General features: G+C 71.3%; 18 protein-coding genes. 9 read left to right on the plus strand and 9 right to left on the minus strand.

Features of this window, described 5'->3' with window-relative positions:
- Positions 1-161: 161 nt before the first annotated feature.
- A complete protein-coding gene (locus tag ABZ117_RS17725) occupies positions 162-1,118 on the plus strand; it encodes a RecB family exonuclease (RefSeq protein WP_356821716.1) in 957 nt (318 codons plus the stop codon).
- A gap of 14 nt (positions 1,119-1,132) precedes the next feature.
- Positions 1,133-1,804 (plus strand): response regulator transcription factor, encoded by a 672-nt coding sequence (locus tag ABZ117_RS17730; protein ID WP_356821718.1) that lies wholly within the window; start codon positions 1,133-1,135, stop codon positions 1,802-1,804.
- 77 nt (positions 1,805-1,881) lie between these two features.
- Here the strand turns inward: ABZ117_RS17730 and ABZ117_RS17735 are convergent, their stop codons facing one another.
- The 4 genes from ABZ117_RS17735 to metH all read right to left on the minus strand — a co-directional run bounded on the left by ABZ117_RS17735 (position 1,882) and on the right by metH (position 10,041).
- Entirely contained in the window at positions 1,882-3,462 is a 1,581-nt protein-coding gene (locus ABZ117_RS17735; RefSeq protein ID WP_356821720.1) for an ABC transporter substrate-binding protein, read from the minus strand.
- Between the two features lie 96 nt (positions 3,463-3,558).
- Positions 3,559-5,163 carry an ABC transporter substrate-binding protein gene (locus tag ABZ117_RS17740; RefSeq protein ID WP_356821722.1) on the minus strand — a complete coding sequence of 535 codons (1,605 nt, stop codon included), beginning with the start codon at positions 5,161-5,163 and terminating at the stop codon, positions 3,559-3,561.
- Between the two features lie 432 nt (positions 5,164-5,595).
- Positions 5,596-6,336, minus strand: coding sequence for an HAD family phosphatase (locus tag ABZ117_RS17745; RefSeq protein ID WP_356821723.1), 741 nt, complete (start codon positions 6,334-6,336; stop codon positions 5,596-5,598).
- 180 nt (positions 6,337-6,516) lie between these two features.
- Positions 6,517-10,041, minus strand: a complete 3,525-nt coding sequence (gene metH, locus ABZ117_RS17750) for a methionine synthase (protein ID WP_356821725.1) — start codon at positions 10,039-10,041, stop codon at positions 6,517-6,519.
- A 269-nt stretch (positions 10,042-10,310) separates the two neighbouring features.
- Here metH and ABZ117_RS17755 point away from each other — a divergent pair, with 269 nt between their 5' ends.
- The 5 genes from ABZ117_RS17755 to ABZ117_RS17775 all read left to right on the plus strand — a co-directional run bounded on the left by ABZ117_RS17755 (position 10,311) and on the right by ABZ117_RS17775 (position 16,673).
- On the plus strand, positions 10,311-11,075 hold the full coding sequence (locus ABZ117_RS17755) for an IclR family transcriptional regulator (RefSeq protein WP_356821726.1): 765 nt from the start codon (positions 10,311-10,313) through the stop codon (positions 11,073-11,075).
- Positions 11,076-11,426: 351 nt separating this feature from the next.
- Positions 11,427-12,221, plus strand: coding sequence for an MIP/aquaporin family protein (locus ABZ117_RS17760; RefSeq protein ID WP_356821728.1), 795 nt, complete (start codon positions 11,427-11,429; stop codon positions 12,219-12,221).
- Positions 12,222-12,291: 70 nt separating this feature from the next.
- Positions 12,292-13,830, plus strand: coding sequence for a glycerol kinase GlpK (glpK, locus tag ABZ117_RS17765; protein WP_356821730.1), 1,539 nt, complete (start codon positions 12,292-12,294; stop codon positions 13,828-13,830).
- 47 nt (positions 13,831-13,877) lie between these two features.
- Positions 13,878-15,494, plus strand: coding sequence for a glycerol-3-phosphate dehydrogenase/oxidase (locus ABZ117_RS17770; RefSeq protein WP_356821732.1), 1,617 nt, complete (start codon positions 13,878-13,880; stop codon positions 15,492-15,494).
- Positions 15,495-15,680: 186 nt separating this feature from the next.
- On the plus strand, positions 15,681-16,673 hold the full coding sequence (locus ABZ117_RS17775; RefSeq protein WP_356821734.1) for a PAC2 family protein: 993 nt from the start codon (positions 15,681-15,683) through the stop codon (positions 16,671-16,673).
- Between the two features lie 927 nt (positions 16,674-17,600).
- Here ABZ117_RS17775 and mshC read toward each other — a convergent pair.
- From mshC to ABZ117_RS17795, 4 genes are all read right to left on the minus strand, one after another.
- Positions 17,601-18,830, minus strand: coding sequence for a cysteine--1-D-myo-inosityl 2-amino-2-deoxy-alpha-D-glucopyranoside ligase (mshC, locus tag ABZ117_RS17780; protein ID WP_356821736.1), 1,230 nt, complete (start codon positions 18,828-18,830; stop codon positions 17,601-17,603).
- A gap of 114 nt (positions 18,831-18,944) precedes the next feature.
- The gene (locus ABZ117_RS17785) at positions 18,945-19,769 is read right to left on the minus strand and encodes an SCO1664 family protein (protein ID WP_356821737.1); all 825 of its coding nucleotides are present in this window, start codon (positions 19,767-19,769) and stop codon (positions 18,945-18,947) included.
- Positions 19,733-20,323, minus strand: a complete 591-nt coding sequence (locus tag ABZ117_RS17790) for a DUF3090 domain-containing protein (RefSeq protein WP_356821739.1) — start codon at positions 20,321-20,323, stop codon at positions 19,733-19,735. The genes ABZ117_RS17785 and ABZ117_RS17790 overlap by 37 nt, the downstream gene beginning before the upstream one ends.
- Before the next feature lie 97 nt (positions 20,324-20,420).
- The gene (locus ABZ117_RS17795) at positions 20,421-21,107 is read right to left on the minus strand and encodes a histidine phosphatase family protein (RefSeq protein ID WP_356821741.1); all 687 of its coding nucleotides are present in this window, start codon (positions 21,105-21,107) and stop codon (positions 20,421-20,423) included.
- A 62-nt stretch (positions 21,108-21,169) separates the two neighbouring features.
- Between ABZ117_RS17795 and corA the strand changes: the two genes are divergently transcribed.
- The gene (gene corA / locus ABZ117_RS17800; protein WP_356821742.1) at positions 21,170-22,165 is read left to right on the plus strand and encodes a magnesium/cobalt transporter CorA; all 996 of its coding nucleotides are present in this window, start codon (positions 21,170-21,172) and stop codon (positions 22,163-22,165) included.
- A 218-nt stretch (positions 22,166-22,383) separates the two neighbouring features.
- Here the strand turns inward: corA and ABZ117_RS17805 are convergent, their stop codons facing one another.
- Positions 22,384-23,439 (minus strand): LLM class F420-dependent oxidoreductase, encoded by a 1,056-nt coding sequence (locus ABZ117_RS17805; protein ID WP_356821744.1) that lies wholly within the window; start codon positions 23,437-23,439, stop codon positions 22,384-22,386.
- 266 nt (positions 23,440-23,705) lie between these two features.
- Between ABZ117_RS17805 and ABZ117_RS17810 the strand changes: the two genes are divergently transcribed.
- The gene (locus ABZ117_RS17810) at positions 23,706-24,689 is read left to right on the plus strand and encodes an aldo/keto reductase (RefSeq protein WP_356821746.1); all 984 of its coding nucleotides are present in this window, start codon (positions 23,706-23,708) and stop codon (positions 24,687-24,689) included.
- Positions 24,690-24,911 lie beyond the last annotated feature (222 nt).

Raw genomic sequence — 24,911 nt, forward strand, 5'->3', positions numbered from 1 at the left:
AGCGTCTCCCGCGCCTGCCGGGCGGAAGGGTCTCTGCTCGATGGTATGCGGCCGTGGCGGCACGTTCCGCCCCGGCACCCCTTGTGTTCGCCCCCCCGCTCACCGGCCGGCGCGGCCGGCGGGCGGGTCACTGTCGGTGCCTGGCCGTAAGGTCTGTGGACATGGACAGCAGCATCGAGGAGGCAGCGGCCCAGCCGGCCGGCGCCGAACAGACGCCACCGGACGCCCCACCGCCGGCGCCCCCGGCGGCCGGCGAGGAGCGGGTGGCCGTGGCGCCGGCCTCCCTGTCGCCGTCCCGGGCGAGTGATTTCATGCAGTGCCCGCTGCTGTACCGGTTCCGGGTGATCGACCGGCTACCGGAGAAGCCGAGCGAGGCGGCGACGCGCGGCACGCTGGTCCACGCCGTGCTGGAGCGCCTGTTCGACGCGCCCGCCGGTGAGCGGACCGCGCCACGGGCGAAGGCGCTGATCCCGGGGCAGTGGGACCGGCTGCGGGAGAGCCGCCCGGAGGTGACCGAGCTGTTCACCGACGATCCGGAGGGCGAGCGGCTGACCCGGTGGCTCGCCGAGGCGGAGCGGCTCGTGGAGCGCTGGTTCACGCTGGAGGACCCGACGCGGCTGGAGCCCGCCGAGCGGGAGCTGTTCGTGGAGGCCGAGCTGGACTCGGGGCTGCGGCTGCGCGGGATCATCGACCGGGTGGACGTGGCGCCGACCGGCGAGGTGCGGATCGTCGACTACAAGACGGGCAAGGCGCCCCGCCCCGAGTACACGGAGGGCGCCCTGTTCCAGATGAAGTTCTACGCCCTCGTGGTGTGGCGCCTGAAGCGGGTGATCCCGCGCCGGCTGCAGCTGGTCTATCTCGGCAGCGGCGACGTGCTGACGTACGACCCCGTCCTCGCCGACCTGGAGCGGGTCGAACGCAAGCTGCACGCATTGTGGGAGGCCATCAGCCAGGCCACGGAGACGGGGAACTGGCGGCCCCGGCCGACCCGGCTGTGCGGCTGGTGCGACCACCAGGCGCACTGCCCGGAGTTCGGCGGCACTCCCCCGCCCTACCCGCTGCCGGTGAGGGCGGCCGGGTCCGGGGTGGTGGCGCAGGGCACAATGGGCGCGGACTAGCGAAGGAGTGTCACGTGGCCATCCGCGTCCTATTGGTCGATGACCAGCCGCTGCTGCGTACCGGCTTCCGGATGATCCTGGAGGCCGAGCAGGACCTCGCCGTCGTCGGCGAGGCCGGTGACGGTCTCCAGGCCCTCGACCAGGTACGGGCGTTGCAGCCGGATGTCGTGCTCATGGACATCCGGATGCCGCGGATGGACGGTGTGGAGGCCACCCGGCAGATCACCGGCCCCGGGCGGGACGGTCCGGCCAAGGTGCTGGTACTGACCACGTTCGACCTGGACGAGTACGTGGTGGAGGCGCTGCGCGCGGGGGCGAGCGGCTTCATGCTCAAGGACGCGCCCGCCGACGAACTGGTGCAGGCCATCCGGGTCGTGGCGGCCGGCGAGGCCATGCTCGCGCCGAGCATCACCCGGCGGCTGCTGGACAAGTACGCCACGCATCTGCCCTCCGGCGAGGACCCGGTGCCGGACGCCCTGCACACCCTGACGGACCGTGAGGTCGAGGTGCTGAAGCTGGTGGCGCGCGGGCTGTCCAACGCGGAGATCGCGGCCGACCTGTTCGTCAGCGAGACGACCGTGAAGACCCATGTGGGCCACGTGCTGACCAAGCTGGGCCTGCGTGACCGGGTGCAGGCGGCGGTGTACGCGTACGAGAGCGGGCTGGTGCGCCCCGGCGCGCAGTAGCGGCGGGGCGGCCGGCCGCCGGTACGGCGAAGGGCGCCCCTCGCGCGTGGTGAGGGGCGCCCTTCGCCGTGACCGCGTCAGCTCTTGCTGAGTTCCCAGAACCGGAACACCGTCGAGGCGTCCAGGCAGTACTCCAGGCCGTAGACGCCGTCGCGGACGACCGCGTACTGCTTGGCCTGCCAGACCGGCAGGACGGGCAGTTCGTCGGCGACGATGTCCTGCAACCTGCCGAACTGCTTGTCGGTCGCGGCCCGGTCGCTCTGCGCGGCGGTGGCGGGCAGCAGCGAACCGGTGATGGTGCGGTTGCCGTAGTGGTTCTCCAGCACGTTGCCCTTGCCGAAGAAGGGGGCCGTGAAGTTGTCGGCGTCGGGGTAGTCCGGCACCCAGCCCTTCACGTACACGCCGTACCTGCCCTGGGCGATCTCCTTCTCGTACCGGTCGAAGGGGACGGACCGCACGTCGGCGTCGAACAGGCCGCTGGCGTTCAGCTGGCCGGCGATGGCCTTCAGTTCCTCGTCGGTGGCCGGGCCGTAACGGGACGGCGTGGACCACAGGGTGAGCTTGACCTTGCCGGTGATGCCGTCGGCGCGCAGTGCGGCGGCGGCCTTGGCACGGGAGGGGCGGGCGCCGTACGTGTCGAAGAAGGCGGTGTTGTGGCCCGCGATGCCCGCCGGGATGATCGAGTACAGCGGGGTGGCGGTGCCCTGGTACACGTTCGCGATCAGGGCGTCGCGGTCGATGAGGTAGGCCATGGCCCTGCGGACGCCGAGCTTGCCGGCCACCGGGTCCTTCATGTTGAAGACCAGGTGCTGGACCTCGGCGCTGGTGCCCTCGATGACGTCGACGCCCTTGTCGTCCTTCTGCTGGTCGAGGCCGGCGATGTCGGAGGCGGAAAGACCGCGGTAGGCGATGTCGACGCCGCCGTCGAGGAGGGACTGCTTCAGTGCGGTGCGGTCGCCGTGGAAGAACTTCAGGGTGACGCCGGAGTTCTTGACCCGGACGGTTCCCTTGTAGTTGCCGTTGACCGAGAAGACCGCCTGCTCCTTGTCGAAGGAGTCCAGCTTGTAGGGGCCGGAGCCGACGGCCTTGTGGTCGGTGCGCAGGCCGTTCGCGTCGTACTGGCGGTGGTCCACGATGGAGCCGGCGCCGGAGGCGACCTTGCTGGGGAAGGTGGCGTCGGGCACCTTCAGGTGGAAGACGACCGTCTTCGCGTCCGGTGTCCCGATCGTGCCGAGCATCGGGAACATGATCGCGGGACCGGCTGGGTCGTTGATCTTCAGGATGCGCTCGAAGGAGAACTTCACGTCGGCGGAGGTGAGGGGGTCACCGTTGCTGAACTTCAGGCCGTCCTTCAGTTGGCACCGGTAGACCATGGCCCGGGTGTCGGTGAAGCCGCACTGCTTCGCCAGGTCGGGCTCGGGTTCGGTCGCGCCCTTGGGAAAGCTGAGCAGCGACTGGAAGACGTTGTTGAACAACAGCCACGAGCCGGGGTCGTAGCCGGACGCCGGGTCCGTGGCGAGGACGTCGTCGGACATCCCCATCACCACGGCGGCGCCGGTTCCCCCGGAATCGCCGGTCTCCGAGCCGCAGCCGGTCAACAGGCCGGAGGCCAGCCCCGCCACGAGGGGCAGGACCGGCCACGGGTTGCGCTTCTTCACTTGAAAGATGCCTTGTCGTCGGTTCGTCACCCCGGGGCCGCCGTCCTGGCCCCGGGACCCGGGGCAGCCGTCCCTGGCCCCCGGGTGAGGAAGCCGTCAGCCGCTCACACCACGGCCGAGCTCCCACAACTGGAGCGTAGACGACGAGTTGAGGGCGTAGGAGACCCCGGTGACGTTGTCCCGGGCGGCGACGTACTGCTTGCCCTGCCACAGCGGCAGGACCGGCACGTCGTCGGCGACGATGTCCTGGATCTCGGTCAGGCTCTTGGCGGCGCCGAGCCGGTCGGCCTCACGGCGCGACTGCGGGATCAGCGAGCGCTGGATGGTGCTGTTGGCGTACGGCGAGCCGAGGAAGTTGTCCTTGTCGAGGAAGGGGGCGAGGAAGTTGTCGGCGTCGGGGAAGTCGGGGAACCAGCCCATGCCGTAGACGTCGTACGCGCCCTTCTGCTCGGCGGGCCGGAACGTCGCCCAGGGGTGGCCCTGGATGGAGACGTCGAACAGGCCGCTGTCGTTGAGCTGCTGCTGGAGGACCTGGAACTCCTGCTTGGTGGCCGAGCCGTAGTGGTCGGTCGTGTAGTGCAGGGTCAGCTTCACCGGCGTGGTGACACCGGCCTTGGCGAGCAGGTTCTTGGCCTTGTCGACGCTGGGATTGCCGTACTTGTTGAAGAACGAGTTGGAGTGGCCGGTGACGGTGGCGGGGACCAGCGAGTACAGCGGCTCGGCCTGGGTGCCGTAGACCTTGGAGACCAGCTCGCCGCGGTCGATGACCTGCGCCATCGCCTGGCGTACGGCCTTGGACTTCACGCTGGTGGCGTCGGTGTTGAACGCCAGGTAGCGGATCTCCAGGCCGGGCATGTCGACCAGGTCGGCCTTGTCGTCGCTGCCGGCGTCCAGTTTCTGGATCTGCGCGGGCGACATGGTGCGCGTCATGACGTCGATGTCACCCTTGTCGAGCGCGATCCCCATGGCGTCGGCGTCGCTGAAGGAGCGCAGCTCGACCGCGTCGTTGTGCACCGTCACGTTGCCCTTGTAGGAGGGGTTCTTCGTGAAGGTGATGCTGGTGATCGCATTGTTCTTGACGTCGGCCTGGAGGGTGTACGGGCCGGAGCCGTCGACGTCGAAACCGTCGCGCAGCTTGTCCTTGTCGTAGTCCTTCGGGTTGATGATGCCCGCGACCGGAGTGGACAGCTTGTACGGGAAGGTGGCGTCGGCCGTCTTCAGATGGAAGACGACCTCGCGGTCGCCCTGCGTCTCGATGGTGTCGACGGTGTTCAGCAGGGCGGAGACACCGCTGTCGGCCTTGATGCGCAGCGCACGCTCGATGGAGTACTTGACGTCGCCGGCGGTCACCTTGTCGCCGTTCGCGAACTTCAGGTCCTTGCGGAGCTTGCAGACGTAGCGCTCGCTGCCGCTGTCGGTGAAGGAGCAGCTCTCGGCGGCCTCGGGCACGGGGTCGCCCTCGCCCTTGGGCTGGGACATCAGGGTCTGCACGGTCTGGCGCAGGATGTTCCAGGTGCCGACGTCGTAGGCGTAGGCCGGGTCGAGGGGCGCCGGAGCCGCCTTGGTGGCCGTGAACTGGTCCGTGGTACCGACGACGATGGCGTCACCGCTCTTGCTCCCGCTGTCGGTTCCGCCGCACGCGGCGAGAACCGGGGTGAGCAGGCCGGCCACCGCCGGCAGCACCAAAGTCTTGCGGTTCATGCGGGAGTTTCTCCAGAGCTGTTCGGGTCCGTGTATCCGGCATGCATGGGTGGTGCGACGGATCACGGGGGTTCGCGGTGATGTTCTCGCGACGAGATTAGTCCGCGCTCGCAGCACGCTTCACGGCCGCGTGAGTTGACCCCTCATCACGCAGTGGAACCGGTCGCGGACACACCGAAAACCCGACAGCGGCAGGATTAGTGCAGCATCCCATCAATCGGGACACAAAGACCCGTCCGCACCACCCGATCCAGGGCGTTCAGCACAGTCCGCCGACACTGTCGAGCCCCATGGGCGTGGGAAACGTCACACTCGTAACTGTGTGACCGGTCAGCACAATTCGGCCGGACGGCACACCCGTATTTCCCCTGGGGTGTACTTCCCCGAAATATGTCCAGCACGCCCAATGGACGTCGCACGCTGGGTGAACGGCTAGCGCATTTCCGTCATCAGACCGTGCAGAAATGCCAGGTCGACCTCTTCCAGAGAGGAGACGACGGTCCGTCCGGCGGCGGGGCCGATGGGCGCCACGGAGGGTACGGCGATCACCCGGCAGCCCGCGGCCTCCGCGGCGGCGACCCCGGTCGCGGTGTCCTCGACCACGGCGCATCCGGCCGGATGCGCGCCGAGCCCCGCGGCGGCGAGCAGGTACGGATCCGGGAAGGGCTTGGTGCGGGAGACCTCGTCGCCCGCGACGGAGAGGGCGAAGTGGTGCGGGCCCAGCACGGACAGCACCCGGTCGATGATGCGCCGGTGGGAGGCGGAGACCAGGGCCGTGGGCACGTCGTGCCGGTGCAGTTCGCCGAGCAGACGGGCGGCGCCCGGCATCAGCGGCAGGGCCCGGTCGATGCGCTCCTCGAACCCGTCGTTGAGCAGCACCGAGAGTTCGGCGAGGGTGATGTCGGCGCCGGTGGCCTCGATGAGGAAACCGGCGCTGCGGGTCATGGGGCCGCCGACCACGACGTGCCGCCAGGAGTCGTCCAGGGTGTGGCCGAGGCGGGCGAAGACCTCCACCTCGACGTCCCACCAGAAGCCCTCGGTGTCCACCAGGGTGCCGTCCATGTCGAGAAGCACCGCCTGGAGGGCGGAGCCCTCGGGCGGCGCGGTCCTGCCCGCTGCGGTGCCGGTGGTAGCGGGGGGAAGGGTTCCGGGCGCGGGGACCGTGCTGGTCATCCGGGCGCACCTCCTTGAGGGACGGTCAGGCCGGTTCCCGTGCGGGGAACCGGCCTGCGGTGGACCGACCAGTGTACGACTCCGCGGAGCGAAACGCCTCGTTCGCCACTCGCGGCCCCGGGGACACCCCGCCGGACCCCCCTGAACGGCCCTGGGGCGCCGGGTGTGCCCGCGGCGGGGTCACCTGGCGTTGAAGTACTTCGCCTCCGGGTGGTGGATGACGATGGCGTCGGTGGACTGCTCGGGGTGGAGCTGGAACTCCTCCGACAGGTGCACGCCGATCCGCTCCGGCTGGAGGAGGTCGGCGATCTTGGCCCGGTCCTCCAGGTTGGGGCAGGCGCCGTAGCCGAGGGAGAATCGGGCGCCGCGGTACCCGAGGGCGAACATGTCCTCGATGGCGGCCGGGTCCTCGCCGGCGAAGCCGAGTTCGGAACGGACGCGGGCGTGCCAGTACTCGGCGAGGGCTTCGGCCAACTGCACGGACAGGCCGTGCAGTTCGAGGTAGTCGCGGTAGGCGTTGGCCTCGAAGAGCCGGGCCGTCTCCTCGCCGATGCGCGAGCCGACGGTGACGACCTGGAGGCCGACCACGTCCGTCTCCCCCGACTCCTCCGGGCGGAAGAAGTCGGCCAGGCACAGCCGGCGTCCGCGGCGCTGGCGCGGGAAGGTGAACCGGGTGCGTTCGTTGCCCTGCTCGTCCAGGATGATCAGGTCGTCGTCCTTGGAGACGCACGGGAAGTAGCCGTAGACCACGGCCGCCTCCAGCAGGTTCTCCGTCTGGAGCCGGTCGAGCAGGCCGCGGAGGCGCGGGCGGCCCTCGGTCTCCACCAGTTCCTCGTACGACGGCCCCTCACCGGTGCGGGCCTGCTTCAGGCCCCACTGGCCCTTGAACAGGGCGCCCTCGTCCAGCCAGCTCGCGTACTCCCTGAGCTGGATGCCCTTGACGACCCGGGTGTCCCAGAACGGCGGGACCGGCACGGGGTTGTCGGTGGCGACGTCGGAGCGGACGTGGCCCTCCTCCGGGCGCTCCTCGGCCTCCTCGACGACGGCCGCGGCCCGCACCCGGCGCTGCTTCAGCTCGGGCAGCTTCGCGCCGGGCACGCCCCGCTTGACGCCGATCAGCGCGTCCATCAGGCGCAGGCCCTCGAACGCGTCACGGGCGTAGCGGACCTCGCCCTCGTAGACCTCGTGCAGGTCCTGCTCGACGTAGGCCCTGGTCAGGGCTGCGCCGCCGAGGATGACCGGGAAGCGGGCGGCGAGACCGCGCTGGTTCAGCTCCTCCAGGTTCTCCTTCATGATCACCGTGGACTTGACCAGGAGCCCCGACATGCCGATGACGTCCGCCCGGTGCTCCTCGGCCGCCTCCAGGATCGCGGAGACGGGCTGCTTGATGCCCAGGTTGATCACGTTGTAGCCGTTGTTGGACAGGATGATGTCGACGAGGTTCTTGCCGATGTCGTGCACGTCGCCGCGCACGGTCGCGAGGACGATGGTGCCCTTGCCGGCCTCCTCGCCCTCGACCTTCTCCATGTGCGGTTCGAGGTGGGCGACGGCCGCCTTCATGACCTCGGCGGACTGGAGGACGAACGGCAGCTGCATCTGGCCGGAACCGAACAGCTCGCCGACGACCTTCATGCCGTCCAGCAGCGTGTCGTTGACGATGTCGAGCGCCGGCCGGTCCCGCAGGGCCTCGTCGAGGTCCGCCTCCAGGCCGTTGCGCTCACCGTCGATGATGCGGCGCTTGAGGCGCTCCTCCAGCGGCAGCGCGGCCAGTTCCTCGGCGCGGCCAGCCTTCAGCGACTTCGCGGTGGCGCCCTCGAAGAGCTGCATGAGCTTCTGGAGGGGGTCGTAGCCCTCGGCGCGGCGGTCGTGGATGAGGTCCAGGGCCGTACGGACCTCTTCCTCGCTGAACCGGGCGATCGGCAGGATCTTGCTGGCGTGCACGATCGCCGAGTCCAGGCCCGCCTTGACGCACTCGTCCAGGAAGACGGAGTTCAGCAGGATGCGGGCGGCCGGGTTGAGGCCGAAGGAGATGTTCGACAGGCCCAGCGTGGTCTGCACCGCCGGGTGGCGCCTCTTCAGCTCGCGGATCGCCTCGATGGTGGCGACGCCGTCCTTGCGGGACTCCTCCTGACCGGTGCAGATGGTGAAGGTCAGGGTGTCGATGAGGATGTCCCCCTCGTGGATGCCCCAGTTCCCGGTGAGGTCCGCGATCAGCCGTTCGGCGATCTCGACCTTCTTCTCGGGGGTGCGGGCCTGGCCCTCCTCGTCGATGGTGAGCGCGATCAGGGCGGCGCCGTGCTCCCGCGCCAGCCGCGTGACCTTCACGAACCTCGAGTCGGGGCCGTCACCGTCCTCGTAGTTCACGGAGTTGATCACCGCGCGCCCGCCGAGCTTCTCCAGGCCCGCCCTGATGACCTCCACCTCGGTGGAGTCCAGGACGATCGGCAGCGTGGAGGCGGTGGCGAAGCGGCCGGCCAGTTCCTCCATGTCGGCGACGCCGTCACGGCCGACGTAGTCCACGCACAGGTCGAGCATGTGCGCGCCCTCGCGGATCTGCTCGCGGGCGATCTCCACACAGTCGTCCCAGCGGGCCTCCAGCATGGCGTCGCGGAACTTCCTGGACCCGTTGGCGTTGGTGCGCTCGCCGATGGCCAGGTAGGCGGTGTCCTGGCGGAACGGCACCGACTGGTAGAGGGAGGCGGCACCCGGCTCGGGGCGGGGGTCGCGCTCGGCCGGGGCGAGGTCCCGGACGCGCTCCACGACCTGGCGCAGGTGCTCGGGGGTGGTGCCGCAGCAGCCGCCGACCAGGGACAGGCCGTAGTCCTGTACGAAGTTCTCCTGGGCGTCGGCCAGGCCCTCGGGGCCGAGCGGGAAGTGGGCGCCGTCCTTGGTGAGGATGGGCAGCCCGGCGTTGGGCATGCACAGCAGCGGGATGCGGGAGTGCCGGGTGAGATAGCGCAGGTGCTCGCTCATCTCGGCCGGACCGGTCGAGCAGTTCAGCCCGATCATGTCGATGCCCAGCGGCTCCAGCGCGGTGAGCGCGGCGCCGATCTCGGAGCCCAGCAGCATCGTGCCGGTCGTCTCGAAGGCCATCGAGACGAGCAGCGGGACCTCGACGCCGAGCCGCTCCATGGCGTTGCGCGCGCCGAGGACGGAGGCCTTGGTCTGGAGGAGGTCCTGGGTGGTCTCGACGATCAGGGCGTCGGCGCCGCCCGCGAGCAGGCCCTCGGCGTTCGCCTGGAAGCCGTCCCGGATGGTGGTGAAGGCGATGTGGCCGAGGGTGGGCAGCTTGGTGCCGGGGCCGATGGACCCGAGGACCCACCGCCGGCGGCCGTCCCCGGCGGTGTACGTGTCGGCGACCTCGCGGGCGATGCGGGCACCGGCCTCGGACAGCTCGTACACGCGGTCGGGGATGTCGTACTCCGCCATGGCCGCGTGGTTGGCCCCGAAGGTGTTGGTCTCCACGCAGTCGACGCCCACGGAGAAGTACGCCTCGTGGACGGAGCGGACGATGTCGGGGCGGGTGATGTTGAGGATCTCGTTGCAGCCCTCGAGGTTCTCGAAGTCCTCGAGGGTGGGGTCCTGGGCCTGGAGCATGGTGCCCATGGCTCCGTCGGCGACCACCACACGGGTGGCGAGTGCCTCGCGGAGCTCGGACACCCGGGTCCGGCTGTCGGCGGAAGGGGACGTGGGCAACGAGGCCATGAAGGGGCTCCCTGGGCTGCGACGGCTGTCGGCTATGCGGTTTCCCCGGCAGGCAGGGTTGCCGCACGGCGCCACAGTAGCCGGGAGTGGGCTTGGATGGGCACCTGCGTCCACGGAACGGACGCCTCCGGCCCCGGCCGGAGGCTGTGTAACAGGTGTCGTCCGACCATTGGCGGGAGATCGGCAAGGACCGGTAGTGTTCGGCATTGCCGAACGGCGGATCGGGCAGGGTGCCTACGGCAGTCGAAGGGGACGGAGGCAGGACGGCGATGGCACGGAACATCCAGTCGCTCGAACGGGCGGCCGCGATGCTGCGGCTGCTCGCGGGCGGCGAGCGGCGGCTCGGCCTCTCGGACATCGCCTCGTCGCTGGGCCTCGCCAAGGGCACCGCCCACGGCATCCTGCGCACCCTCCAGCACGAGGGCTTCGTGGAGCAGGACGACGCCTCGGGGCGCTACCAGCTGGGCGCGGAGCTGCTGCGCCTCGGCACCACCTACCTGGACGTGCACGAACTGCGGGCCCGGGCCCTGGTGTGGGCCGACGACCTGGCCCGCTCCAGCGGCGAGAGCGTGTACCTGGGCGTCCTGCACCAGCAGGGCGTCCTGATCGTGCACCACGTCTTCCGGCCCGACGACAGCCGGCAGGTGCTGGAGATCGGCGCCATGCAGCCGCTGCACTCCACGGCACTGGGCAAGGTGCTGTCGGCGTACGACCCGGTGGCGCACAGCGAGGTGCTGGAGGCCGACCGGAAGGCGTTCACGGACCGCACGGTGTGCGACCCGGGCGACTTCGAGCACCTCCTGGACGTCACGCGCGCGCGTGGGTACGCGGCCGACGTGGAGGAGACCTGGGAGGGCGTGGCCTCGCTCGCCGCCCCCATCCACGACCGGCGCCGCATGCCCGTGGGCGCGGTCGGCATCACCGGGGCCGTGGAACGGCTGTGCCGGGAGGGCGAGCTGCGCGCGGAGCTGATCGCGGCGGTGCGGGACTGCGCCCGCGCGGTCTCCCGCGATCTGGGCGCCGGACGGTTCTGAGCAGGGGCTGAGCACGGAGCGACCGGGACGTCGGGCGGCGTTCCGGCTGCCGACCTACCCTGAAACGGACAAACAGGATCAGAATGTATGTCCGCACTCGTTCCACACTCGACGGCTGATAAGCCCCAGCGATCAATAACGATCCTGTTTTCGATAACAGAACTCTTGACGCACGCGTAACGCCGAAGCGAGACTCCCGTCCATCGGTCGGCATTGTCGAACACCTACCGGCAATACGCGCTAGAGTGTGACAACGCCAGAGGCCGGCCAGCTCTCACCCCCTGAGGGCGCCAGACCCCCGGCGGGAACCGGGGTCCGGCTACCCCTGGACGAAGGACAAAGGAGTCGCGGGTGTCCAGCTCCGACATCTTCATCGGCGAGACCATCGGTACCGCCATACTCATCCTGCTCGGCGGCGGCGTCTGCGCCGCTGTCACGCTGAAGGCCTCCAAGGCCCGTAACGCCGGTTGGCTCGCCATCGCCTTCGGGTGGGGCTTCGCCGTCATGACGGCCGTGTACATCTCCGGACCGCTGTCCGGCGCCCACCTCAACCCGGCCGTCACCGTCGCCCTGGCCATCAAGGACAGCGACTGGAGCAACGTCCCGACCTACTTCGCCGGCCAGCTGCTCGGCGCCGTGATCGGCGCGGCCCTGGTGTGGGTCGCCTACTACGGACAGTTCCAGGCGCACCTGACCGACAAGGAGATCGTCGGCGGTCCGGGCGCGCAGGCCACCTCCGCCAAGGCCGTGGAGGCCCAGGAGCAGGGCGCCGGCCCGGTCCTCGGCGTCTTCTCCACCGGTCCGGAGATCCGCAACGTGGTGCAGAACCTCGCCACGGAGATCATCGGCACCCTCGTGCTGATCCTCGCGGTCCTCACCCAGGGCCTGAACGACAAGGGCAACGGCCTCGGCGTCCTCGGCGGACTGATCACCGCGCTCGTGGTCGTGTCGATCGGTCTCTCCCTGGGCGGCCCGACGGGCTACGCCATCAACCCGGCCCGTGACCTTGGCCCGCGCATCGTGCACGCCCTCCTGCCGCTGCCCAACAAGGGCGGTTCCGACTGGAGCTACGCCTGGATCCCGGTGGTCGGTCCGCTGATCGGCGCCGCGATCGCCGCAGGCATCTACAACGTCGCGTTCGCCTAGGAAGCCCCCGAGCCTTCGCGTACGCGCCGTACGTACAGCCCCACCACCACGGACCCTTCAGGAGCACACAGTGACCGACGCCCACACCGCAGGCCCGTTCATCGCCGCCATCGACCAGGGCACGACCTCCTCGCGCTGCATCGTCTTCGACCGGGACGGCCGCATCGTCTCCGTCGACCAGAAGGAGCACGAGCAGATCTTCCCCAAGCCGGGCTGGGTCGAGCACAACGCCAACGAGATCTGGACCAACGTCCAGGAGGTCGTCGCCGGAGCCATCGAGAAGGCCGGCATCACCCGCGACGACATCAAGGCCATCGGCATCACCAACCAGCGCGAGACCACCGTGCTGTGGGACAAGAACACCGGTGAGCCCGTCCACAACGCCATCGTCTGGCAGGACACCCGCACCGACGCCCTCTGCCGGGAGCTGGGCCGCAACGTCGGCCAGGACCGCTTCCGCCGCGAGACCGGGCTGCCGCTCGCGTCCTACTTCGCCGGACCCAAGGCCCGCTGGCTGCTCGACCACGTCGACGGCCTGAAGGAGCGCGCCGAGGCGGGCGACATCCTCTTCGGCACCATGGACAGCTGGGTCATCTGGAACCTGACCGGCGGTGTCGACGGCGGCAGGCACGTCACCGACGTCACCAACGCCTCCCGCACCATGCTGATGAACCTGCACACGATGCAGTGGGACGAGAAGATCGCCGAGTCCATCGGCGTGCCCCTCCAGATCCTGCCCGAGATCCGCTCCTCCGCCGAGGTCTACGGCGAGGTCACCGGCGGCCGGCTCGGCGATCTGCTCGGCGGCATCCCGGTCGCCTCCGCGCTCGGCGACCAGCAGGCGGCCCTGTTCGGCCAGACCTGTTTCTCCGAGGGCGAGACGAAGTCGACCTACGGCACCGGCACCTTCATGGTGATGAACACCGGCTCCAAGATCATCAACTCCTACGCCGGCCTGCTGACCACCGTCGGCTACAAGATCGGCGAGCAGCCGACGGTGTACGCCCTGGAGGGCTCCATCGCCGTCACCGGCTCGCTGGTGCAGTGGATGCGCGACCAGATGGGCCTGATCTCCACCGCCGCCGAGATCGAGACGCTCGCGCTCTCGGTCGAGGACAACGGCGGCGCCTACTTCGTGCCGGCCTTCTCCGGCCTGTTCGCCCCGCACTGGCGCTCCGACGCCCGCGGTGTGATCGCCGGCCTGACCCGGTACGTGACCAAGGCGCACCTCGCGCGCGCCGTCCTCGAGGCGACCGCCTGGCAGACGCGGGAGATCGCCGACGCCATGGTCAAGGACTCCGGCGACGAGCTGGTGACCCTGAAGGTCGACGGCGGCATGACCGCCAACAACCTGCTGATGCAGAACCTCGCCGACGTCCTGGACGCCCCCGTGGTGCGCCCGATGGTCGCCGAGACGACCTGCCTCGGCGCCGCCTACGCCGCCGGCCTCGCCGTCGGCTTCTGGTCCAGCACCGACGAACTGCGCGCCAACTGGCGCCGGGCCGCCGAATGGACCCCCCGCATGGACGCGGAGACCCGCGACCGTGAGTACAAGAACTGGCTCAAGGCCGTAGAGCGGACCATGGGCTGGCTCGAAGACGAGGACTGAGCGGTTCCCCCGGCTCAGTCAGCTCTGACGAGGAGTAAGTACCCGACATGACCAGTCAGTCCACCCTGAAGTCCGTGCCTGCCCTGGGGACGCACCCGGCCTCCGGCTCCAACCCGAGCCGCGCCGAGACCAGGGAGCAGCTCGCCAAGGCGTCGTACGACCTTCTCGTGATCGGCGGCGGCATCCTGGGCATCTCCACCGCCTGGCACGCCGCGCAGTCCGGTCTCAGGGTGGCGCTGGTCGACGCCGGCGACTTCGCCGGCGCCACCTCCTCCGCCTCCTCCAAGCTGCTCCACGGCGGTCTGCGCTACCTCCAGACCGGCGCGGTGAAGCTGGTGGCGGAGAACCACTTCGAGCGCCGTGCGGTCTCCCGCCAGGTGGCCCCCCACCTGGCGAACCCGCTCACCTTCTACCTCCCCGTGTACAAGGGCGGGCCGCACGGCGCGGCGAAGCTCGGCGCGGGCGTCTTCGCCTACTCCGCGCTCTCCGCGTTCGGCGACGGCGTCGGCCACCTGCTCTCGCCCGCCAGGGCGGCGCAGGACGTGCCCGAGCTGCGCACCGAGAACCTCAAGGCCGTGGCCGTGTACGGCGACGACCAGATGAACGACGCCCGCATGGCGCTGATGACGGTCCGCGCGGCCGTCGAGGCCGGCGCGGTCGTCCTGAACCACGCCGAGGTCACCGGGCTGCGCTTCACCCAGGGCCGGGTCACCGGCGCCGAGCTCAAGGACCGGACCTCCGGTGACGAGTTCGGGGTCAACGCCCGCCTGGTGCTGAACGCGACGGGCCCCTGGGTCGACCACCTGCGCAAGCTGGAGGACCCGAACGCGGCTCCGTCCATCCGCCTGTCGAAGGGCGCGCACCTGGTCCTGAAGCGGACCTCCCCGTGGAAGGCCGCGCTCGCGACCCCGATCGACAAGTACCGCATCACCTTCGCCCTCCCCTGGGAGGACATGCTGCTGCTCGGCACCACCGACGAGGAGTACGAGGGCGACCCGGCGGACGTGTCCGTCACCGAGAACGACATAACCCAGATCCTGGACGAGGCCGCGTTCTCCGTCCGGGACCAGCAGCTGCGGCGTGACCTCATCACGTACTCGTTCGCCGGTCTGCGGGTGCTGCCGGGCGGCCCCGGCAACACCGCCAAGGCCAAGCGCGAGACCGTGGTGACCGAGGGCCGGGGCGGCATGCTGTCCGTCGCGGGCGGCAAGTGGACGACGTTCCGCCACATCGGCCGTACGATCATGAAGAAGCTGGAGGCGCTGCCGGGGCACCCCCTCGGTGACGACTTCGAGCCGATCTCCTCGCTGCCGAAGAAGCTGCCGCTGCCCGGTGTCGCCAACCCGCGCGCGGTCGCCCACCGCCTGCTGGTGGACAACCCGGCACCCGGCCCCCGCATGGCCGCCGACACCGCCCGGCACCTGGCCACCCACTACGGCTCCCTGGCCTTCGACATCGCCCGCCTGGCGAACGAGAGCCCGGAGCTGGCCGAGCGCGTCCACCCCGACGCCCCGGAGATCTGGGCGCAGGTCGTCTGGGCCCGCGACCACGAGTGGGCCGAGACGACGGACGACGTGCTGCGCCGCCGGACCACGCTGACCATCCGCGGCCTGGCCACGGACGACGTCCGCACGAAGGTCCAGGACCTGCTCGACCGGAAGTAGGCCCGCGTGCGAAAGGGCGGCCCCACCCCGGTGGGGCCGCCCTTTCGCGTGCTCAGCGGGGGTGTTCGCGGCCGGGGAACGGGGCAGTGATCCGTTCACTCCCCCGTGCGAGGGGGCTGCGGGCGCCCCCGCCGGACGCCGTAAGGTTGGTGAGTCAAGCGAGGGCACGTCGGAAGGAGGCACTGGGTGATCGAGCTGGAGGGGGTTCCCGAGCTGATCGACCCAGTCATGGTGGCCGCGTTCGAGGGCTGGAACGATGCCGGCGACGCCGCCTCCACGGCGGTCGCGCATCTCGAACGCGAATGGAAGGGCGAGGTGTTCGCGGCGCTGGACGCCGAGGACTACTACGACTTCCAGGTGAACCGCCCCACGGTGTTCATGGACGGCGGTGTGCGAAAGATCACGTGGCCGACGACCAGGCTGTCGGTGGTCCGCGTCGGCGGTGACAAGCCGCGGGACCTGGTGCTGGTGCGCGGGATCGAACCGTCGATGCGCTGGCGCTCGTTCTGCAACGAACTGCTCGGGTTCGCGCACGAGCTGGGCGTGGAGCTGGTGGTCATCCTGGGCGCCCTGCTCGGGGACACCCCGCACACGCGGCCGGTGCCGGTCAGCGGGGTCACGTCCGACCCGGACCTGGCCCAGCGGATGGACCTCGAGGAGACCAAGTACGAGGGCCCGACGGGCATCGTCGGCGTCCTCCAGGAGGCGTGCACCCACGCCGGTGTCCCGACGGTCTCGCTGTGGGCGGCCGTACCGCACTACGTCTCCCAGCCGCCCAACCCCAAGGCCACGCTGGCACTCCTCAACCGGCTGGAGGACCTGCTCGACGTGCGGCTCCCGCTCGGTGAGCTGCCCGAGGACGCGCGGGCCTGGCAGGTGGGCGTGGACCAGCTGGCCGCCGAGGACAGCGAGGTCGCCGAGTACGTCCAGTCGCTCGAGGAGGCCCGGGACACCGCGGAGCTGCCGGAGGCGTCGGGCGAGGCCATCGCCCGCGAGTTCGAGCGGTACCTGCGGCGCCGGGACATCGGCCCGCCGGGCGGCCACGCCACCGCGGAGGGCGGGGAGGGCGGCTCGTTCCTGCGGGACAACCCGGGCGGCCGGACCCGCCCGGCGAAGCCGCCGAGGCCGGACGCGGCCGAGGGCGACGACCAGGACAAGGGCGACGCCACCGAGGACTGAGCGGACCCACGGAGAGGGGCGGTACGCGTCACGCGTACCGCCCCTCTCCGTCGCACGGCCACCGCCACGGGGGCCCACGGCCCTGCGGGGCCGGTCGCCCGGACCGGTTACACCCCTCGGCCGCGCGAGCGCGGCACGGCGGGCCGGCCGCAGGGCCCCCTCACGACGACCCGCCTCGTGCGCGACCTCGCGGCCGACACCGGCCCGCACCGCGCCCATGATTGCGACTCTTCACGGCAGCCCGTGCGGACCACTCACGGCAGCCCGTGCGGACCTCTCGCGGCGGATCACCGGGCCCGGCGCGGCCCCGGCACGGCCGGCCGCACGAACCCCGTCATGGCCGCTCACGCGGACCTCGCACGACCGGTCACGCTGGCCGGCACGACCGGTCAGGCGGAACCGGCACGACCCTTCACACGGCTCACGCAGGCCGGTCACGGCCGCTCTCGCTGGCCGGCACGACCACTCCTGCGGACGGCACGGCGGCGTACGACCTGCGCAGACCGGTCACGACTCCTGCGGACCCGACACGGCCGATCACGCGTCACACGCGGATCGGTCACGGCCGCTCCCGCGGGCCCGGCACGACCACTCCTGCGGACGGCACGGCCGGCACACGGACCTGCGCGGACCGGTCACCGATCCCGCCCACCCGGCAGAACCACTCCTCCGGAACCGGCACGACCGGTCACGCGGCTCACGCCAACCGGTCACGGCCGCTCCGGCCGAGCCGGCGCGGACGGGCGCGGACCGGTTCACGGCCGGTCGCGCGGCCCCGGCCGCTCCCGCCGACCCGGCGCGGGCGGCCACGCTGGCCCCGCGCGGGCGGCCACGCTGGCCCCGCGCGGGCGGTCGTGCCGGCGCCTGCCTGCGGTCGCTCGGGCGGGCGGGGGCGGCCGTAGGGCCCGCCCCCGCCCTGGGCCCCTTTTAGAGCGCCACGCCCAGCAGGGCGTCGACGGCTCGGGACGTCAGGCCGGGGGCGCCGGTGTCGGTGCCGCCGTCCCGCTCCTGCCGGGCCGCCCAGCGGTCCACCGCGGCGAGCGCGGCCGGTGCGTCCAGGTCGTCGGCGAGTGCCTCGCGGATCTCCTCCACGAGCGCGTCGGCGGACGGGCCGTCGGGCCGGGAGACGGCCGCGCGCCAGCGGCCGAGACGGGCCACGGCGTCCTGGAGGACCTTGTCGGTCCACTCCCAGTCGGCACGGTAGTGGTGGGCCAGCAGCGAGAGCCGGATCGCCGCCGGGTCGACGCCGTCGCGGCGCAGCCGGGAGACGAAGACCAGGTTCCCCTTGGACTTGGACATCTTCTCGCCGTCCAGGGCGACCATGCCGGCGTGCACGTACGCCTGGGCCATCGGGAACTCGCCGGTGAGCACCTGGGCGTGCGAGGCGCCCATCTCGTGGTGCGGGAAGGCCAGGTCGGAGCCGCCGCCCTGGACGTCGAAGCCCATGCCGAGGTGGTCGAGGGCGATGGCCACGCACTCGATGTGCCAGCCGGGCCGGCCCCGGCCGAGGGTGGCGCCGTCCCAGCTGGGCTCGCCGGGCCGGGCCGCCGACCACAGCATCGGGTCCAGCGGGTTCTTCTTGCCCGGGCGGTCCGGGTCGCCGCCGCGCTCGGCGGACAGCAGCCGCATGGCGGCGGCGTCCAGGTGCGAGACCTTGCCGAAGTGCGGGTCGGACTCGACGGAGAAGTAGACGTCGCCGTCGAGCTCGTAGGCCGCGCCGAGGTCACGCAGCCGCTCCACCAGCGGCACGATGCCGGGTATCGCCTCGACGGCGCCTATGTAGTGCCGCGGCGGGAGCATCCGCAGGGCGGTCATGTCCTCGCGGAAGAGGGCCGTCTCCTTCTCGGCGAGGGCGACCCAGTCGACGCCGTCCCGCTCCGCGCGCTCCAGCAGCGGATCGTCGACGTCGGTGACGTTCTGGACGTAGTGGACCTGCCGCTTGGTGTCGAGCCACACGCGCTGGACGAGGTCGAACGCGTTGTAGGTCGCCGCGTGACCCATGTGGGTCGCGTCGTACGGGGTGATGCCGCAGACATAGATTCGGGCGACAGGACCGGGGTCGAGGGTGACCGGACCGCCGGTCGCGGTGTCGTGGATCCTCAGGTCGCGGCCCTGACCAGGCAGGGCGGGGACCTCGGAAGCGGGCCAGGCATGCATGTACATGAGCCTAACCGGCGTAGAGCCGCACGTACGAACGAGATCAGGCCGGACGGCCGGTTCTGCGCTCTTGCACCTCGGCGCCGAATGTGCTGACGCACACGGGTGCGACTCTCACACGGGCGGCCAGGGGATCGCCGGCCACTCCCCGCTCGGCTCCGGGTGCAGGCCCGAGGCGAGCAGCGCGTCGACACGCGCGCGCGTGGCGTCGGTCTCGGCCTGCGTGACCAGCCCGCTCAGCCGCTCGCCCAGCGGCCCGTCCAGGGCGTCCCGCAGCCCCTTGAGGACACCGACGGCCTCCGCGGTGAGGGGTTCCCCGGCCCAGCCCCACAGCAGCGTGCGCAGCTTGTTCTCGACGTTGAAGGTGACGCCGTGGTCGATGCCGTAGAGCCGGCCGTCGGCGGTGGGCAGCAGATGGCCGCCCTTGCGGTCGGCGTTGTTGATCACCGCGTCGAGGACGGCGAGCCGGCGCAGCCGCTCGTCGTCGGCGTGCACCAGCAGCGCGGTGCGTCCCTCACCGACCTCGGCGAACCCGATCGCCTTCCAGCCCGGCTCCGGTTCCTCGCCGTCGACCAGGGCGAGCAGTTCCGCCTCGGGGCTCACCTCGATCCACAGCTGGCACATGCCCTCGCCGTACGGCCCGTCGCGCAGCACGGTCGGCGGCACGAGCCCCCAGCCGGTGGCCTCGGAGACCTCGTACGCGGCCACCTCACGGCCCGCGAGGTGGCCGTCGGGGAAGTCCCACAGGGGCCGCTCCCCCGCCACCGGCTTGTACACGCAGGAGGCTTCCCGGCCGTCCAGGGCGACCGTGCAGAACAGCGCGGCGTTGGACGCCTCGCGGATGCGCCCGCGCACGGTCAGCTCACCGCGCGCGAGCAGCTCGGCGGGGTCCGGGTCCGCCGTCACGCTCCGCGGCGGTATCCGTTCTGTCGCGGACATACGTGTCCTTCCGGATCGAGCGGGAGGCTGCACAGCGGGCACGGCGGCCGGCCGGCGTTGACGATGTCGAGGGCGCGCTTGGCGAAGGCCCGGGCCTGCGCGCCGGTCAGCCGGACCCGCAGCATCGGGGGCCCGTTCTCCTCGTCCTGGAGCAGCCGCTCCTCGGCCTCGGCGAGGTCCTCCTCGGTGTCGGCGTCCAGCTCGACCAGCGCCTGCGCCTCGACGATCATGCGCTGGTCCTCGCCGTCCCAGGCCAGCGCCATGGTGCCGACGCGGAACTCCTCCTCGACGGGGCTCTCCAGCGGGGCGGTGTCGCTGATCTCCGAGGGCACCACGGCGGGCACGGCGGCGCTGCCGCCACTACGCCGTACGACCTCGTCGAGCAGTTCGTCCATGCGCTCGGCGAGCGCGGCGACCTGGGTCTTCTCCAGGACCACGCTGGTCACCCGGGGGCCTGCGGTGGCCTGGAGGAAGAACGTACGGCGCCCGGGCAGTCCGACCGTGCCGGCGACGAAGCGGTCCGGCTGGTCGTAGAGGAACACCTGACGGGACACGTCCTGTCTCCATTGATTCGAGAGGTGCGGTGCAGGTCATTCGGATTCACGGCTGTTCGCGGATGCGCGGACCGCTTCACCCTACTGCGGCCGACGATCACGGTGCGCCCGCACCACCACCGACCGGTGCGTCGCCCTCGCCGTGTTCCTCGCGCGGGACGAGCGAAGCGAAATCCCCCGTGTCGCCGAGGCGGACGAGGAACGGCCGCAGACGGGTGTAGCGGATCACGGTGACGGAACAAGGCTCCACGGAGATCCGCTGGAACAGGTCGAGATGGAGCCCGAGGGCGTCGGCGACGAGCGACTTGATGATGTCGCCGTGGGAGCACATGAGGTAGACGGCGTCGGCGCCGTGATCGCGCTCCACGCGCGCGTTCCACTCGCGTACGGCCTCGGCTGCGCGGGTCTGCATGGACCGCATCGACTCACCGCCGGGGAAGGCGGCGGCGGACGGGTGGGCCTGGACGACCTCCATCAGCGGCTCGTCCGTCAGCTCGGCGAGCTTGCGGCCGGTCCAGTCCCCGTAGTGGCACTCACCGATCCGTTCGTCGGTGTGGGCGCGCAGCTCCGGGCGGGCCTCCAGCAGCGGCCGCACGGTCTCCTGGCAGCGCTGGAGCGGGCTGACGACCACTTCGCGCAGCGGCAGGCCGGCGAGCCGGCCGGGCAGCGCGGCGGCCTGCGCGGTGCCGCGCTCGTCCAGGGCGACGCCGGGCGTCCAGCCGGCGAGGAGGCCCGAAGTGTTTGCGGTGGAACGTCCGTGCCTTACGAGGATCAGCGTGGGCATGCGGACCAGGGTAGGCGCATCACGTGATGTGCCGATGGTCGGCCGAAGGGAGAATGCGCCGCGTGATCGTGGACTGCGCCGTTTACCGGCAGGGGCACCGTACCGAGGGCCCGGAGGACCTGTCCGACGCGCTCGCCGAGGCGAGGGCGGCGGGCGGCTTCGTGTGGATCGGGCTGCACGAACCGTCCGAGCGGGAGTTCGACCTCGTCACCAGGGAGTTCGGACTGCATCCCCTGGCCGTGGAGGACGCCCTCAAGGCCCATCAGCGGCCCAAGCTGGAGGTGTACGACGACTCGCTGTTCCTGGTGCTGAAACCGGTCGTGTACGAGCCCAGCAACGACACCGTCTCGGCCGGCGAGGTGATGATCTTCATCGGTGACTGCTTCGTGGTGACCGTACGGCACGGCGAGGGCGCCCCGCTGGCCGCCGTGCGGCACCGGCTGGAGGAGGAGCCACAGCTGCTCGACAAGGGCCCCACGTCCGTGCTGTACGCGATCGCGGACGCCACCGTCGACCACTATCTGGAGGTGGCGACGGAGCTACAGACCGACCTGGACGAGCTGGAGGCCGAGGTGTTCCGGCCGGACATCGGGGGGTCGCGCAACATCGCGTCCCGGATCTACACCTTCAAGCGGCAGGTCCTGGAGTTCCGGCGGGCCACCGGGCCGCTGGCGCTGCCGCTGTCCCGGCTGTCCGGCAGCGGCCCGACCGGCGACGGGGTGCCGTTCGTGCACGACAAGGCGCGGCCGTTCTTCCGGGACGTGGGTGACCACCTCACGCGCGTGAACGAGTCCGTGGAGGCCCTGGACCGGCTGGTGTCGGACATCCTGTCGGCTCATCTGGCGCAGATGAGCGTGCGGCAGAACGACGACATGCGGAAGATCTCCGCGTGGGCGGCGATGGCCGCGGTCCCGACGATGATCGCGGGCATCTACGGCATGAACTTCGACCACATGCCGGAGCTGCACTGGGTGTGGTCGTACCCCGTGGTGATCCTGGTGATGGCGGTCCTGGAGATGACGCTGTACCGGCTGTTCAAGCGGCGCGGCTGGCTGTGAGGGCCGGGCGGGAGCGATGCGGCTGGCCGTGAGGCCCGGCGGGAGCGATGCGGCTGGCCGTGAGGCCCGGCGGGAGCGATGCCGGACAGGTGTGCGGAGCGGATCGGCCGGAAGAAGGACCACGGGAGTCGTAACCGCGCGGCGCCGGGCGCGTTGTTCCGGGTGACGGCCGTGGCGGGGAAGACCCCCGAGCCCCCACCACGGCCGCTGAACTCCTCCTACGCGAGCCCGGCGCGCTCCAGGGCCTCGCTGCCGGCCCGCAGGGACGCGAGCCGCTCGTCCAGCGTGAAGCCGGCCGGGGCCAGGCTGAGGGTGGTGACCCCGGCGGCGGCGTAGGCCTTCATCCGGTCGGCGATGCGGTCGACGGAGCCGAGCAGCGTGGTGCTGTCGACGAGGTCCTGCGGGACCGCGGCGGCGGCGCCCTGCTTGTCCCCGGACAGGTACTTCCGCTGGATCTCGGCCGCCTCCTTCTCGTATCCCATGCGCTGGGCGAGCTGGTTGTAGAAGTTCTGCTTCGCGCTGCCCATGCCGCCGACGTACAGCGCGGTGTACGGGCGGAAGGTGTCGGCGAGCCGGGACACGTCCTTGTCGTCACCGAGGGCGATCGGCAGGGTCGGGCACACGTCGAACCCGTCGAGAGTGAGGCCGGCCTTCTCCCGGCCCGCGCGAAGGTACTTGACCGTGGTCTCGTCCAGGTGCTCGGCGGAGGGGAAGATCAGCAGCGCGCCGTCGGCGATCTCGCCGGTCTGCTCCAGGTTCTTCGGGCCGATCGCGGCGATGTACAGCGGGATGTGCTCGCGCTGCGGGTGCACGGTCAGCTTGATCGGCTTGCCCGGTCCGCCGGGCAGCGGCAGCGTCCAGTGCTCGCCCTCGTACGTCAGCCGCTCCCGGGTCATCGCCCGGCGGACGATCTCCACGTACTCGCGGGTGCGGGCCAGCGGCTTGTCGAACTTGACGCCGTACCAGCCCTCGGAGACCTGGGGGCCGGAGACGCCGAGGCCGAGCCGGAACCGGCCGCCGGACAGGGAGTCCAGCGTGGCCGCGGTCATCGCCGTCATCGCGGGCTGGCGGGCCGGGATCTGGAAGATGGCCGAACCGACGTCGATGCGCTCGGTCTGCGCGGCGACCCAGCTGAGCACCGTCGCCGCGTCGGAGCCGTACGCCTCGGCGGCCCAGCACACGGAGTAGCCCAGCCGGTCGGCCTCCTGCGCCACGGCCAGATTGTCGCCGTCCATTCCGGCACCCCAGTAGCCGAGGTTGATCCCGAGCTGCATGCGCGATTCCCCTTACCGATGAGTAACGTCCCTGTGCGCAGACCTTAGCGCGGGGCCGGGCGCCGGGGGCAGGGCGTGGCCGGGGACAGGCGGTGGATCGTGCGGTGCGCGGGGCGGGCGGGGGGCCGGCGGCGGGACGGCCGAAGCATCGCGCGGCGGGGCCACCGGAGTCCGCACGCCGGGCGCGACCAGGCTGTTCGCTCGGGGCCGTGCAGGTTATCCACAGGCAACCCACGGCAGCGGGCGCGGCCAGTAATCTCGCGGACATGGAGCAGAGGCATCTCGGCCGGACCGGCCTTCGCGTGTCCCGGATCGGACTCGGCACCCTCACCTGGGGCCGGGGCACCGACGAGCACGACGCCGCGGACATGCTGAAGGCGTTCTGGGAGGCCGGCGGCACCCTCGTCGACACGGCAGACGTGTACGGCGACGGGGAGGCGGAGTATCTGCTCGGGCAGCTCATGGAGACACTGGTGGCGCGCCGCGACCTGGTCATCTCCACCAAGGCGGGCAGCGTCCCCGATCCCGACCGCCGTATCGACGGCTCCCGGGGCCATCTGCTCGCCGCGCTCGACGCCTCCCTGGCCCGCCTGGGCACGGAGTACGTGGACGTGTGGCACGTCCACGCCTACGACCCCGACACCCCGCTGGAGGAGACCCTCCAGGCCCTCGACCTCGCGGTGAGCAGCGGCCGCGCCCGGTATGCGGGGGTGTCCAACTTCTGCGGCTGGCAGCTGGCCAAGGCGGCCACCTGGCAGCTCGCGGCGCCGGGCACGCGCACCCGGCTGGCCAGCACGCAGATGGAGTACTCGCTGCTCCAGCGGGGCGTGGAGCGCGAGGTGCTGCCCGCCGCGCTCGACCTCGGCGTCGGCCTGCTGCCGTCCTCCCCGCTGGGCCGGGGCGTGCTGACCGGCAAGTACCGGCACAGCACCCCCCAGGACTCGCGCGGTGCCTCCGAGCAGCTGGCGCCGTTCGTCGAGCCGTACCTGGACGACACGGCGACCCGCATCGTGGACGCGGTGACGACGGCCGCGGACGGGCTCGCCGTCACCCCGCTCCAGGTGGCCCTCGCCTGGATCCGCGACCGGCCCGGGGTGACCGCGCCGATCGTCGGCGCGCGCAACGGGCAGCAGCTCGCGGCGGCGTTGTCAGTGGAGGCCCTTAGTCTTCCTGACGAGATCTGCCGGGCGCTGGACGATGTGTCGGCGCCCGTGCACCGCTATCCCGATCACGACTGGAGCACGCTGTGAGCACCGAGCCGGAGACCACGGAGAAAGCCGGGCCGGGGACACCGGACACGGGGGCCGCCCCGGCCGGGAGCACGGGCGACCCCGACGGCCGGGCCACCACGGCAGACCGGGACGGCACCGGGCACACCGAAGACACCGGGGGCGCGGAGGGTCAGGGGGGCGGGAGCGGCGTGAAGAGTGCCGGGGGTGCGGAGGCTCAGGAGGGCACGGGCGGCATGCAGG

Origin of the sequence: Streptomyces sp. NPDC006309 (assembly GCF_040613095.1) — a bacterium.
Taxonomy (GTDB): domain Bacteria; phylum Actinomycetota; class Actinomycetes; order Streptomycetales; family Streptomycetaceae; genus Streptomyces.